Origin of the sequence: Candidatus Soleaferrea massiliensis AP7, from assembly GCF_000820765.1 — a bacterium.
In the GTDB taxonomy this organism is placed as follows: domain Bacteria; phylum Bacillota; class Clostridia; order Oscillospirales; family Ruminococcaceae; genus Soleaferrea; species Soleaferrea massiliensis.
In genome coordinates, this window is record NZ_CCYH01000041.1 from 1 (window position 1) to 13,432 (window position 13,432).

Below are 13,432 nucleotides of genomic sequence, written 5' to 3' on the forward strand. Positions count from 1 at the left end.
TCTTACTATTTTTTCTCTTTCTCTATAATATCTAAAAATAAGCACAGGAGAGAAAGGAAAGCACCGCTGCCTTTCTCTCTCCCGCTATGCTTGTCTGGCACTGTAGATATCGCAGATTTAGAAATCTATCTGCAGGTCGGGGTCGTCCTCGTTGAAACTGAAGTACTGCATAATCTCAATAATGTCCTTCCATGCTTGGTCTATATTGTCCTGCATGACTGTGGGATTCGCAGATTTTGCATTGGCAAGTACTTCTTTTCCATAGTTGTATCTTCTCCAGAATTCTGCAACGACAATATGATGGACGCCATCCAGTTCGCCGGTTGCAATATCTTCATCTGCTAACTCAAGGGTATACTCTAAAATTGCGGTGCTCAAAGCTGCCGCCTGTACCGCTGATGCGTGTTTAACCGGTACTTCCGCCGCACTGACACTCATACCCACAGGAACCATGGTTGCCAATAACGCTGTGGCCATAACTGTTGCAAGTATTTTCTTCATTACAAATTCCTCCTATATCATGATTCATATGAGAAACACTGTGGACGATGCGCATCGACACTGTTATAGAAAGCGAATTCATTTTCACAAATATCTCTCATTAGTTTGTGGTAAAAACGTATCATAATCAACCCCAGATTCCATCTTCTTCTTTTTTATGTTATAATAGTAGAAACTCAGACGAAGGGAGTACATATCATATGATAGAGAATTTTGAAGAACTCAAACAGATCTGCAATGGCTGCACCAAATGCGGCCTTTGTGAAACCCGCACCAATGTTGTATTCGGCGTCGGCAGTCCGAATGCCGAGGTCATGTTTATCGGCGAAGGTCCGGGCGAAAACGAGGATCTGCAGGGCGAACCGTTTGTCGGACGCGGCGGACAGCTTCTCGATAAGATGCTGGACTGCATCGACCTGACAAGGGAGAAGAACATCTACATCGCCAATATGGTCAAATGCCGTCCGCCGAAGAACCGCGACCCGGCGCCGGATGAACAGGAAGCCTGCATCGGCTATCTGCGCAACCAGGTCTATCTGATCAAGCCCAAGATCATCGTATGTCTCGGCCGGATCGCCGCTCTGAAGATCATCGATCCGAACTTTAAGGTCACCAAGCAGCATGGAAGCTGGATTGTCAAAAACGGCGTCCATATGATGGGAACCTTCCATCCCGCGGCGCTGCTGCGCAATCCGCACAATAAGCCCGAAGCGTTTGAAGATTTCCTGAAACTCCGGGATAAAATACACGAAATCTGCGATCATACCTATTAAATCAGTAGCAAATTCGGCCTCCAATGAATAGTATGAAACTGTAAAGAATCTTTTCTCCGTGTAATACGGCGTGTCCTGCCCATGCGCCGCCCTGTTCCTCTTTGAAAAGGCTTCGCTCTTCATTCTGTCATACGAAATTGGAGGTATTATGATGTCTTATGACGCTAATGCAATACATTTTTTTCTAGGCGCAAACACATCTGATGGTTTTGTCTTCCGTCCCGATGAGCTCGGCAGCGCGGATGGAGGCTGGCATAAATTTTTGATCAAAGGCGGCCCCGGCACCGGTAAATCCACGCTCTGCAAACAGGTGGCAAAGGCCGCGTCCGAATTTACCGACAACATTGAGTTCCTGCATTGTTCCTCCGACCCGCATTCGCTGGACGGCGTCATCATCAGTGATTACAAGATTTCACTGTTCGATGCGACCTCCCCGCATGTCGTCGAGCCGAAATATCCGGGCGCGTTCGAATCGGTCATCAATCTCTGCGACTGCTGGGATGAGGACGCCCTGCAGCAGAACCGCGACGAGGTAGTCGCGCTGTTCGCGGCAAACCAGGGATGTCACGCGAGATGTTCCAAATTCCTGGCAGCCAGCGGTTCTTTGCTCAATGATACATATCATATCGCGCTGGAATGCACCAACATCCCGAAGCTGTCGCGGTATGTCACCCGGCTGATCAGCCGCGAGCTCAAGGCGAAGGCGGCCGGCACCGGCCAGGAGAAGGTCCGGTTTTTGAGCGCCGTGACCGTCGGCGGACTGATGATGTTCACCGACACGGCCAAGGCTTACTGTGACCGCGTGTATGTCATCGACGACAATTACGGATCGGTCTGCCGTCTGCTGCTGCATAGCATCCGCGCCTATGCGCTCAAGAGCGGCTATGACATCATCACCTGCTACTGCCCACTTTCCCCGTATGATAAGATCGAGCACCTGTTCATTCCGGAGCTTGGTCTCGGCTTCATGACCTCCAACAAGTTCCATCCGCTGACCTTTGAGGCCTATAAGCACATCAATTCCAACCGCTTCCTGGACCTCGAACAGCTTAAGAAGCGCAAGCAGCGCATCCATTTCAACCAGCGCATCATCAATGAGATGCTGGCGGAATCCGGAAAACTGGTCACCCAGTCCAAGGTCATCCACGATGATCTGGAGAAGTATTATACCCAGAACACCGATTTCGACAAAGTTGCCGCGAAGATCCAGGAGACCACCGACAAGGTGCGGAAAATCATCCTGGCCAGCGATGAGGCAGCATCCCGGTAAATGAAAGCGCAGCATTTGTTTGTCCGGACATTTTATATAAAGAGAAGGCATCCTTTTTATTGAAAAAGGATGCCTTCTCCTTTTTATTGCGCCATTCTTCATATTGGTACATCTGAAGAAGCCGGAAATGCCGGTTTTTCATGGCAAAACAGGCATTTAATTAAATGTGTATACCATTCATTTGTCAAAACAGGCTGTTTCATGTAAAATTAAAAGTTTTTTCGTGCAATGTTAACGAATCTTTATAAAACCTATTGACAATCATAGAAAAATGTAGTAATCTTAACTCAAGATAAATGGTAAATAAATTCTGATATGGAATGTACTTTCAACAATAAATGATCTTTTTCGACATTCATATTATTTCAAGCCCTTACAGGATATAAGATTTCGTTCTTATACATATTCTATGATGGGAGGGAGTGATTCCAATGTACTGTGTAGTGGACGCCGACTACAAGAAAACATATTTTTAGAACAAAATTACAAAGGAGTGTTAAAAAATGAAAAAATCCCGTACTATGAAGAAGATCGTAGCAGCAAGCTGCGCCGGATTATTGGCTATTGCAATGTGTATTCCCTCGTTTGCTGCAGGCACTTATAGAAATTTCTGGCTGGATAGAGGATATAATCAAGGAACATCTCGTTCAACCTTTACAGGTGGTGAGACAAGAACTATAGTTGCTGAAGTGCGCAGTCGTTCTAACTGGTCCATTGTCTCCAGTGATTCAAACAAAAGCTACTATTCTATGACTGTAACTGCACCTGGCAGTTGGAATTATTCCAACTACACCAACACCGGTAGTTGTTTTTGATACAATAGTGTGTTATTTACTGTAATATAAAATTGGGTAATCAGCAAACAGGCGGCACGTAGGTCATGCCGCCTGTTTGCTAGTGAAACTCATTAGAAAGGAAGCATTTATATGAAAAAATTGTTGCTTCTCCTTTTATCCGTTAACATAATACTTCTCTCTTTTATCGGTTGCAGTGATGATAAATTTACTGATCAGCCCAGTTACATTCCACCTGGGCTTCCCGAGGGTGCAATGGTGGATGATAGCGATTTTTCTGGTGACTACGATATCAACGCACTTGCCGCTGGAGACGTTCAGATTGCTGGCAGAACACATGGACTTTTTGACATAACAACATCCTTATTTGTGAAACGTTACAATGATCTAAATCCGTCTTATAAAATTAAAGAAACTGTTGAAAGCGAAAAATGGTCAAATGAACCAAAGCTATTTCAGTGCAAAACCGATGGGAATTATACCATTTATATTCTGTCCAACATAGAAGTTTATTGTATTTACTTTTCCTATCCTGTAGCAGAAACTAGGAATGGGGCATGGGATTACGAAGAAGATATTGATAAAATGTTATCCGTCTTTGATACAGCTATGCCTGATTTATATGATGAGAATAACAAACTCTCTCTGAAATACCTGTCCAAGTGGATGGATGTCGGAAGCAAAGAGCAGAATTTAGACCCCATGTATCTAGAAATCTTAAGAAAATATATGAACGCAACTTTTCAAATTCGAGATGGTATTGCATATGTAGCCGCCGGGGTAACATGGTTTGAAGTCCAAGATAACTGGAATAGCTATTTTTAATATTCCTACTCTGTACATTTGATAAAGAGTCTATATCAATATATATCATCTTTATCTGTCTCAAAAAAGGGGGTAGAACAAAAAGATGAACAAATCAACCCATTTTAAAATCCCGCGGGGAGATATGATCCTGCTGCTGTGCTTTCTTGCTGTCGGATTCTCCACCATGCTGGTGTTGTCCAACATGCGAAATTCCGACCGGATGAATTTTATTTCCGCCGGCTGTTATTCTTCCTCCGCAAGGGATGCCACGGTTGAGGACGCCGGGGACACCGCCAGCTTCAAAAATGCGGTTGGGGTGCTGCAGACGCCAATGCTTCTTTATCGAACGGGACTCGACGAGGAAAGTGATCTGCGGGGCGTTCTGATTCATGGAAATCCAGATATTCTTCCGCCGCTACTGGAAGGCCGTTTCTTCAATCAGGATGACAATTATGCCGACATACCCACCGCTGTCATCGGCCGCAATTTTGAACAGGAAACCTTTCAAAAGGATGGTATCCGGATGATTCGTATCGGCAAAACGGACTATGAAGTAATTGGTATTTTAGGTATTCGGCAGGTCACTCGTCTGGACGGTCTGCGCATCATCAACATGGGCGCCGCAGAACAGCAGTTTGGGCTGGACGGAAACTATACGCTTGATACCAATACGAAGCGTGAAAACTCTCAGGCACGCGCGGAACTGGAATCTGCAACACGCAGCAGCATGAAATTGACAGTATCTCCTCGACAAGACCGCAAACAAACATATTTTCAAATTGACCTTTTCGGAAATTCACGTAATGTTACAAGGGATTCTAATGATTACGCGCGTTCCGAGATGACCTTCTACATCTACATAGTCATTCTCATCGTCTTTTTGCTGTGCGCCCTGACCACGACCGTATTCTGGATGCAAAAACAGAGCGGCAAAGCCGCCATTGAGCGAATGCTCGGTTTATTTAACGGCGAAATCATTATGAGACGGTTGTGCCATTATCTGCCCTTGTGCCTGACTGGCAGTCTGTTGGGCATTCTGGCCGTCTGGATTCTCTATATGAGCGGAATTCTGGGTGTCTTCTCCATACTGGATCTACTGATTTCCGTAGGGGGAACCGTACTGAGTGGAACGCTGATTTTGCTGTGTGTGCAGGTCTATTTTTTCAAAACAGATCTTGCACAGGAATTGAGGTGATCGATATGACAACCCTCAAAGAGGCTTGGAATAACTTTACAAGCAGCGTCTTTTTGAATCTTTTACTGATTTTACAGCTTGCAGTCTGCTCCTGGCTGTTTATCCTGCTGTGCAACAACTTCATAGATATGGGTTCCGGCGACAGTATAAAAAATGACTTTACCGTTAAGGATGAGACCTTCTATTACTCATCAGCACACATTACTGCGGATGAAACCATCCCTTCATTTAGAATGCAGCAAGACTTTATCGATGATCTTCGCGCACAAAAAACTTTTACTTATATGAAGCTTGACGGTTCTCTGAGCACTCAGGTCCGGGAGGATTTTTGGGTAAAATCAGATGCGGAGCAGAAACTCAAACAAGCAGGAGGCAATTCCAATCCCGATAATATGTTGTTTGGTTCTTTGCAAACAACGTCCAGACAAAACAAAAGCGAAGCCACACCTTCATCTCCGTCAGATGCCATTGGCGAATATGAAGGTGACCCCATGCTGGATGATCGGGATGATGTAGTCTGGCGAGAAATCAAAAGCACACAGATGGACTATCAAGCTTTTCAGTATTTTCCACTGCAGTATGACGTAGGCCAGGGATTCCAGAAGACGGACTTTCTGCTGCATAATGATCAGAAGGTTGTACCAATCATTCTTGGTTATCATTATAAAGGGATTTTTCAGGTTGGTGATATCCTTCCAATGAATTTAAACGGTCTTCCATTTCAAGGAAAGGTCATCGGTATTCTTTCGGAAAACTCGTATACATACTATACTGCTGAACAGCTGCAGCAAAACTACATTCCTCTTTTGGACAACAGCATAATATGGCCGTATTTTGACCTTGAGAAGATTATTGGAACCGATGATCTTGATACTGAACCCAAAGATGTTCAGGATCGAATTTTCTTCCAGTCAAATATCTATAGTAATTTGACTACTGCACATCTGGTTGCGTCTAAAGAGGTCAGCAACATCGAAGTAACCAGGCTTTATAATCAAATCTGTGAACGGCACGATATACTGCGCTTTGGACCGGAGATTAACGCACGAACGATTGGTATGTCCATGTTGGCTGGAGAAACAGAGGAATCCATCTCCATCCTGCTCATTTTGGTTTGTGTTATGGCTTTCTTTAGTCTCTTCATCCTAATTACAAGCATGTTGACTAAGATTGACCGCAACATTCGTACTTACCTGATTCAGATGATGAATGGTGCTTCTATTTGGAATATTGTGGGACAGTATATCCTAGAAATATTGATGGTCTCTGTTCCTGCCTGTATCGTGACAGCATTGTTGATGTATCGGCAGATTTACTATAATTTCACCTTCTTCGTTGTCCTAATTGCTATTTCGTTAATAAGTGCAGTACTGTCATCTGTCATTGTCGCTGTCAAACTTGGGAACCTGAAAACCGATGAACTGCTGAGGAGGAAGGAATAATGGCTTTCATTACATTACAAAACATCAAAAAGTCCTATGGCAAAGGCGACGCGCTCGTCCACGCGCTGAAGGATGTCAATCTTCAGATTGACAAAGGCGAGATGGTCGCCATTATGGGCAAAAGCGGTTCCGGAAAATCCACCCTCTTAAACATCCTCGGCGGGCTCATCAGCAAGGATGACGGAACCTACTTTTATGACGGGGGGGAGTTGGACTTCTCCAAGCAGAAAAATCTTGTCCGCTTCCGCCGGAATCATGTCGGTTTCATCGTGCAGTACTTTGCACTGATCAACGACCGGACCGTCTTTGAAAATGTCGCGCTGCCGCTGCGGTATCAGAAGCACACCCGCAAGGAGATCCGCTTAAAGGTCAAAAAAGCGCTGACCGACATGGAAATCCAGCAAAAGATGAAGAACTATCCGGATGAGCTGTCCGGCGGCCAGGCACAGCGTGTGGCGATTGCGCGCGCGATTGTCAAGGACCCGCAGCTGATTCTGGCGGATGAGCCGACCGGCGCGCTGGATGAAGAAACCGAACAGAAGGTGCTGGATGTTCTGAAGAAGCTCAACAAGGAGGGCAAAACCATCATCATGGTGACGCATGACCAGAAGGTGGCAGACATCTGCAACCGGGTGGTGCACATCCATGACGGCAGGATTGTCGATGAGGCATCGTAGCTGGCAATCATATATATCTGAAAAGGAACAGGATCTGACTGTCAGATCCTGTTCCTTTTCTTTGCTGGTGACGCACATCATCTATGAGATGCTGGCGGAATCCGGAAAACTGGTCACCCAGTCCAAGGTCATCCACGATGATCTGGAGAAGTATGATACCCAGAACACCGATTTCGACAAGGTCGCCGCGAAGATCCAGGAAACCACCGACAAGGTGCGGAAAATCATCCTGGCCAGCGATGAGGCAGCATCCCGGTAAATGAAAGCGCAGCATTTGTTTGTCCGGACATTTTATATAAAGAGAAGGCATCCTTTTTGTTAAAAAAGGATGCCTTCTCCTTTTTATTGCGCCATTCTTCATATTGGTACATCTGAAGAAGCCGGAAATGCCGGTTTTTCATGGCAAAACAGGCATTTAATTAAATGTGTATACCATTCATTTGTCAAAACAGGCTGTTTCATGTAAAATTAAAAGTTTTTTCGTGCAATGTTAACGAATCTTTATAAAACCTATTTACAATTATCGAAAAATATAGTAATCTTAACTCAAGTATTATGGTGAATAAAACCTAAAATGGTATATGCTTTAAACTGCAAATGATCTTTTTCGACATTCATTTTTTAACTCTCGCAGGATGCAAGATTTCATTTCCATATATATTCTGTACAGAAGTACTGATTCCAAATGTACAGTGTGTGGATACCGGCTATAAGGAAGCTTATCATTAGGACAAGATTACAAGGGAGTGTTAGAGATGAAAACATCATGAAAAATGTTGTCATTTATTCCGGTAATCATGTTGTTGATAAGCATTATGATGTTCGCACTGAGCGCCAACGCCGCTGAGTATAAGACCACAACCTTAAGTGCCCACTCTATCCCAGCAAATTCAACCACTCTGTACCAGCCCGGAGGCAGAAACTATTTTCCTGCCAGACCTTCCGGATACACTGGTGGTTCCTATTCTGTTACAATGAATTACTCCGTATCCTCTCCGTACGCAATTGGACATCAGAGTTATTCTTCAGGTTCACGAACACAATCAGGTATTGGCACTTCGACTGTAGGAAAAGCTGGTTATTATCCATCACCAACCTTTCATGATCGAATTTATTGCACAAATGGCTGGCAAGCAAGAACCATGTATGTTACAAGCGGTTCAATTTCCGCAACCATCTGGTAAGTAAGACACGGCTGCATACAATTGCCGTATGCAGCCGTGAAGATTTATAATCGGAGGACTTGTTATGCTGAAACAAAGCCTGCTCTTTGTCCTGCGAAAACCGGTTGTGACAGCAGTCTTACTGCTCATTTTTATATTGTTTGGTACAGTTGAATTTGTCGGTCTCACAATGGGATGGTCTGCTTATACCGCTAAGACAACGACCATTCAATCAATTGGGTATCAATTAATTCTTGCAACCAACGATAACAGCAAACCCATTGAACTCAGTACAATGGATGCTGTGGAAAATCTCGCCCATGTTGTTGGGATCAATTATTTTTTATCCAATACAGCCACTCCTGTAAACTTTGAAATAGTCTACGATCACGAAGGCGCAGATCCTTCAAAGCAAATGGCAAATGATGATCCATTTTTTTCCTGGGAGGTAGGCGATGTTAACTTTGAAGGCAACATTAGAATTGATTTATTTTCCGATTTCAGACGCGGACTTGCGAAACTGACTCAAGGAGAATTTCCTTCTGAAAAAAACCGTGGAGTCCTAATTGAAGAGCGTCTGGCTAACAAGAATCACTTCAGCCTTGGCGATAGCATCATACTTCAATCCAAGAATGGAACACAAAAAGAGTTCTCCGCTAAAATTGTTGGTATCTACCGTACTGATGCCACCTACAAAATAACGGATGACAATTATCTCGGCGAAAAAATCTACACCGGCAGTCCTTACAATCGAATTATGTGTGATGTGGAGACCGCCAGAGAATACAATCCTAAAAATTCAGATTTTCTTGGACTCGAAATCTATGTGGACAGCCCCAGCAATTTGCAGTCCGTTCAGCATGAGGTAGAAAAACTGGTATCATCCAAGGATTGTAAAATTACAAACATGACCAGTTTACAGTATGAGATTATTGGCAAACAGGTTGAATCGGTCTATTCTTTGTCTCAAACTATCATTTTCTTTACCTGCCTGATTGCCGTTGTTATTCTGCTGTTTTCAATCTCACTTTACTCCAAATCCATCATCAAAGAAGCCGGTATTTTGTTGGCGCTGGGAGCCACAAAAAGAAGCGTCATCCTGTTCCGTGTTTTTCAATTGTCTCTAACTGGTGTGATCGGCACCCTGCTTTCCCTGATTCCCGGAAGTATGATTGTGTCGGCCTTTTCATCCAATCTGCTACCCAAGGTGGTGGAAGACGTAAACACCGCGACCATCAGTTCCTCGATCACAAACTCTGACATCGTTCTTCCACCGACCATCACACTGGAGCATTCGCTTTGGGTGCTGCTGTTTCTGTTTGTCATCATCCTTGCGGTTGCTCTGCTGTCCGGCATTTACACTGCATTCTATATCCTCACCTGCAAGCCCAGGGAAATCCTGTTGCATGACTAAAAAATGGAGCCTTATAGATCTGGAACACAAGCTTTAAATGCAGCATTTGCAGTCTCCGGATATCACCGGTATAACCTACAAATTCAAGAACCTTTCTTCTATTAATGGATCTTCAAATGTCTTTTTATCGTTACAAAATATAACAATTCCAATAAAATACTATCTACACGATCATGTGGGTGCAGCCGTGAAATTTTAATACGCGGAGGACTGTTATGCTAAAACAAAGTCTGCTTTTTATCCTGCGGAAACCAGCTGTGACGGCAGTGTTGTTGCTGATCTTTATCTTATTCGGCACCGTAGAATTCGTTGGCCTTACAATGGGATGGTCTGCTTATACCGCCAAAACAGAAACGATAAACGCAATCGGATACCAGCTGCTTCTTGCGGCCAACGACAACAACAATCCCATTGAGCAGAGTACAATTGATACTGTCGAGAAGCTCGATCATGTCGTTGGCACAAATTATTATTTACTGAATACTGCCATTCCAGTAGATTTTGAAATGGTATATGATCACGAAGGTGCGAACCCCTCCACGCAGCCGCCGAACGACGACCCTTTCTTTGGGGAGGTTGGTGAAATCTGCTTTGAAGGAAACAGCAGAAATGATTTATTCTCAGATTTCAGACGTGGATTGGCAAAATTGATACAAGGGGAATTTCCTTCTGAGGAACACCGCGGCGTCTTGATTGAAAAACGCTTAGCCAATAAGAATCATCTGAAGCTGGGCGACAGCATCACACTGCAGTCCCGTTCGCAAAAAAAGCTCACCACCAAAGTTGTCGGTATTTTTCAGACAAACGCTACCTTTGAAATCACAGACGACAATTATCTGGGGGAAAAAGTTTATGCCGGAAGCCCCTATAACCGGATCATGTGCGACGTGGAAACTGCCCGGGAGTTTCAGCCCAAAGGCGCAGATCCTCTCTCACTTGAAATCTATGTGGACAGTCCCGGCAATCTGCAGTCCGTTCAGCATGAGCTGGAAAAGTTTTTATCCCCAGATGATTACCAAATCACCAACATCACCCGTTTTGATTATGAGATCGTAGGCAAACAGGTTGAATCGGTCTATTCTTTGTCTCAGACCGTCATCTTCTTCACCTGCCTGATCGCCATTGTTATTCTGCTTTTTTCGATCTCACTCTACTCCAAATCCATCGTCAAAGAAGCCGGTATCCTGTTGGCGCTGGGCGCAACAAAAAAAGGCGTTATCCTGTGCCGCGTTTTTCAATTGTCTTTGACGGGCGTGACCGGCACTCTGCTTTCCCTGATTCCAGGAAGTATCATTGTGTTGGCCTTTTCCTCCAACCTGCTGCCCAAGGTGGTGGAAGACGTAAACATGACAACCATCAGTTCTTCCATTACCAATTCCGGTATCGTCCTGCCTCCAACCATCACACTGGAGCATTCGCTTTGGGTGCTGCTGTTTTTGTTTGTCATCATCCTCGCGGTCGCTCTGCTGTCCGGCATTTACACTGCATTCTATATCCTCACCTGCAAGCCCAGGGAAATCCTGTTACATGACTAAAGAATGGAGCATTGTATCATGGAACTGAAACATGTGAGCTTTCAATATAAAAACAACGATCGTCAGATTCTGGATGACATCAGCATCACCTTTGAAAACGGGACCTTCTACTCCATCTTCGGGCCTTCCGGTTCCGGCAAAACGACGCTGCTTTCCCTTTTAGGCGGTCTGGATGTGCCCAGCACAGGCGAAATCCTGATCGACGGCAAAGGCTATGGGCAGATTGGTTACACCAAATTGAGAAGACATGAGGTATCCTTTGTCTTTCAGTCCTATCATCTTCTGCCGTACATGACCGCTTTGGAAAATGTTATACTGCCGATGTCCATTTCCAAATCGCATCGGGAGGATCGGAAGGAGTATGCAAAAAAACTGCTGTTTGATCTTGGCCTGCAGGAAGATGAGATCCATCGAAAGACCAAGCATCTCTCCGGCGGCCAGCAGCAGCGGGTCAGCATTGCGCGGGCGCTTTCCTGTGACGCACGCTACATCCTGGCCGACGAGCCGACGGGAAATCTGGACCGCAAAACTGCTGAAGGCATTGTGGACATCTTTGGAGCACTGGCCCATGAACACGGAAGATGTGTGATTGTAGTCACCCATTCTCAAGAAGTTCGGGACGCCTCCGATGTCGCCTTACGCCTTTACGACCGCAGTCTGACCATGTAAGGCGGTGATGAATTGGGCGTATTTCATTATGCCGCAGTCAGGTTTCTCCATCGATGCGGCAGTTCGATCCTGCTGATCCTGCTCTTTGCATTCGTAACCGCGGAGGTACTTTTCTCTGTCGCCATGAACACGTCTGTTCAGGACATGGAGAAAAGCATCCTCTCATCGACCAAGGGCCGGATTCTGTTAAACGGAAGCGCTCCGCTTGAAGACGCACTCGCAGATGCCCGGCTGTTGTCTGAAACCGACGGCATCGATCGTGTGGATTCCTGCATATCCGGCTATGTTACCCGCACTGACGGGAAAGTCATCCAGCTTTCCGGTAATATGGACGCGCTAGGCGATTCGCTTCATGTCGAAGGCCATATCGAACTCGTTTCGGGTGTGTGGCCTTCCATCGAGAACCGCGGCGCCCTGATCCCCGATGAAAAGAAATCGGAATATGGCGGCAGGGTGCATCTCCTTCACGACGACACCGATGTCGAAATTCCCGTCATCGGAACCTATGCGTTCAAGGATATAGAACTGGAAGATCAAATCATCCTGTGTGACTACCGAAGCGCGGCAGAAGTCATACAGCCTGAAAGCGATGCCGGTCAGTTGGAACTCGTAACCCATTCCGTAGAGGATACCGATAGGATCACAGAACAGATCAAATCTATGAAGCTGAATGGAAATTACACCGTTATCAACACGACCGACAGCGTCATAGAGAGAGCGCTCAGCTCTATGGAAGATATCCTGTCAATCTCCCGCTCTGTCCTCCTCATTGGCCTGATATCCGCGTTCATCTTTATCCTGCTGATCATGCTGCTCCAGCTGAAAAGCTATCAGCTTGATATCGGGGTGCTGCTTGCGCTGGGTGAAACAAAAATCAAGATCTGGCTGCGTTTTCTAATTGAATTATCTCTTGATCTGATCGCCGGCTACGCCATCAGTCTCGCAACGGCACTTTTTCTGGGAGGGCCTCTTCTTCAACAGTTTTTCCAGAGCATCATGCCTGCGGGCGGCCCCGCATTTTCATCTGGGAACGTTCTGCCGTTATCCCTGGCACTGCTGATTCTGCCGCTGTTCCTGATGACGCTGCTGCTGATCTCCTTTTTTATCCTGTGGATGATGGGGCGATATCATCCCAGAAAGATCTTTGAACAGAGCTGATTTTATGTATCTTTCTTCTATAAGAAAAGCCCCG

The 13,432-nt window shown here is 45.3% G+C and carries 13 protein-coding genes; 12 read left to right on the plus strand and 1 reads right to left on the minus strand.

Features of this window, described 5'->3' with window-relative positions; translation table 11 throughout:
• Positions 1-117: 117 nt before the first annotated feature.
• On the minus strand, positions 118-501 hold the full coding sequence (locus BN348_RS10560; protein WP_040197946.1) for a hypothetical protein: 384 nt from the start codon (positions 499-501) through the stop codon (positions 118-120).
• Positions 502-701: 200 nt separating this feature from the next.
• Between BN348_RS10560 and BN348_RS10565 the strand changes: the two genes are divergently transcribed.
• The 12 genes from BN348_RS10565 to BN348_RS10615 all read left to right on the plus strand — a co-directional run bounded on the left by BN348_RS10565 (position 702) and on the right by BN348_RS10615 (position 13,398).
• Positions 702-1,274 (plus strand): uracil-DNA glycosylase, encoded by a 573-nt coding sequence (locus BN348_RS10565; RefSeq protein ID WP_082020934.1) that lies wholly within the window; start codon positions 702-704, stop codon positions 1,272-1,274.
• Between the two features lie 262 nt (positions 1,275-1,536).
• Entirely contained in the window at positions 1,537-2,544 is a 1,008-nt protein-coding gene (locus BN348_RS10570) for a hypothetical protein (protein ID WP_156136502.1), read from the plus strand.
• A 503-nt stretch (positions 2,545-3,047) separates the two neighbouring features.
• Positions 3,048-3,359 carry a hypothetical protein gene (locus tag BN348_RS13960; protein ID WP_156136503.1) on the plus strand — a complete coding sequence of 104 codons (312 nt, stop codon included), beginning with the start codon at positions 3,048-3,050 and terminating at the stop codon, positions 3,357-3,359.
• Between the two features lie 111 nt (positions 3,360-3,470).
• Positions 3,471-4,163, plus strand: coding sequence for a hypothetical protein (locus BN348_RS10575; protein ID WP_040197947.1), 693 nt, complete (start codon positions 3,471-3,473; stop codon positions 4,161-4,163).
• 85 nt (positions 4,164-4,248) lie between these two features.
• On the plus strand, positions 4,249-5,340 hold the full coding sequence (locus BN348_RS10580) for an ABC transporter permease (protein WP_040197948.1): 1,092 nt from the start codon (positions 4,249-4,251) through the stop codon (positions 5,338-5,340).
• 5 nt (positions 5,341-5,345) lie between these two features.
• A complete protein-coding gene (locus BN348_RS10585; RefSeq protein WP_040197949.1) occupies positions 5,346-6,782 on the plus strand; it encodes an ABC transporter permease in 1,437 nt (478 codons plus the stop codon).
• Entirely contained in the window at positions 6,782-7,459 is a 678-nt protein-coding gene (locus BN348_RS10590) for an ABC transporter ATP-binding protein (RefSeq protein WP_040197950.1), read from the plus strand. Before BN348_RS10585 ends, BN348_RS10590 begins: the two co-directional genes overlap by 1 nt.
• A complete protein-coding gene (locus tag BN348_RS10595; protein WP_040197951.1) occupies positions 7,446-7,718 on the plus strand; it encodes a hypothetical protein in 273 nt (90 codons plus the stop codon). The genes BN348_RS10590 and BN348_RS10595 overlap by 14 nt, the downstream gene beginning before the upstream one ends.
• 989 nt (positions 7,719-8,707) lie before the next feature.
• Positions 8,708-10,036: an ABC transporter permease gene (locus BN348_RS10600; protein WP_040197952.1), complete on the plus strand. Its 1,329-nt coding sequence runs from the start codon at positions 8,708-8,710 to the stop codon at positions 10,034-10,036.
• A 215-nt stretch (positions 10,037-10,251) separates the two neighbouring features.
• The gene (locus tag BN348_RS10605) at positions 10,252-11,571 is read left to right on the plus strand and encodes an ABC transporter permease (protein WP_082020935.1); all 1,320 of its coding nucleotides are present in this window, start codon (positions 10,252-10,254) and stop codon (positions 11,569-11,571) included.
• An 18-nt stretch (positions 11,572-11,589) separates the two neighbouring features.
• Positions 11,590-12,240, plus strand: a complete 651-nt coding sequence (locus BN348_RS10610; RefSeq protein ID WP_242844341.1) for an ABC transporter ATP-binding protein — start codon at positions 11,590-11,592, stop codon at positions 12,238-12,240.
• Between the two features lie 12 nt (positions 12,241-12,252).
• The gene (locus BN348_RS10615; RefSeq protein WP_040197956.1) at positions 12,253-13,398 is read left to right on the plus strand and encodes an FtsX-like permease family protein; all 1,146 of its coding nucleotides are present in this window, start codon (positions 12,253-12,255) and stop codon (positions 13,396-13,398) included.
• The last annotated feature ends 34 nt before the right edge of the window (positions 13,399-13,432 follow it).

Bases quoted from the DNA above. Each gene is read 5' to 3' on its own strand.
- BN348_RS10560 (WP_040197946.1), bottom strand. From the start codon at position 501: ATGAAGAAAATACTTGCAACAGTTATGGCCACAGCGTTATTGGCAACC.
- BN348_RS10565 (WP_082020934.1), top strand. From the start codon at position 702: ATGATAGAGAATTTTGAAGAACTCAAACAGATCTGCAATGGCTGCACC.
- BN348_RS13960 (WP_156136503.1), top strand. From the start codon at position 3,048: ATGAAAAAATCCCGTACTATGAAGAAGATCGTAGCAGCAAGCTGCGCC.
- BN348_RS10575 (WP_040197947.1), top strand. From the start codon at position 3,471: ATGAAAAAATTGTTGCTTCTCCTTTTATCCGTTAACATAATACTTCTC.
- BN348_RS10580 (WP_040197948.1), top strand. From the start codon at position 4,249: ATGAACAAATCAACCCATTTTAAAATCCCGCGGGGAGATATGATCCTG.
- BN348_RS10585 (WP_040197949.1), top strand. From the start codon at position 5,346: ATGACAACCCTCAAAGAGGCTTGGAATAACTTTACAAGCAGCGTCTTT.
- BN348_RS10590 (WP_040197950.1), top strand. From the start codon at position 6,782: ATGGCTTTCATTACATTACAAAACATCAAAAAGTCCTATGGCAAAGGC.
- BN348_RS10595 (WP_040197951.1), top strand. From the start codon at position 7,446: ATGAGGCATCGTAGCTGGCAATCATATATATCTGAAAAGGAACAGGAT.
- BN348_RS10600 (WP_040197952.1), top strand. From the start codon at position 8,708: ATGCTGAAACAAAGCCTGCTCTTTGTCCTGCGAAAACCGGTTGTGACA.
- BN348_RS10605 (WP_082020935.1), top strand. From the start codon at position 10,252: ATGCTAAAACAAAGTCTGCTTTTTATCCTGCGGAAACCAGCTGTGACG.
- BN348_RS10610 (WP_242844341.1), top strand. From the start codon at position 11,590: ATGGAACTGAAACATGTGAGCTTTCAATATAAAAACAACGATCGTCAG.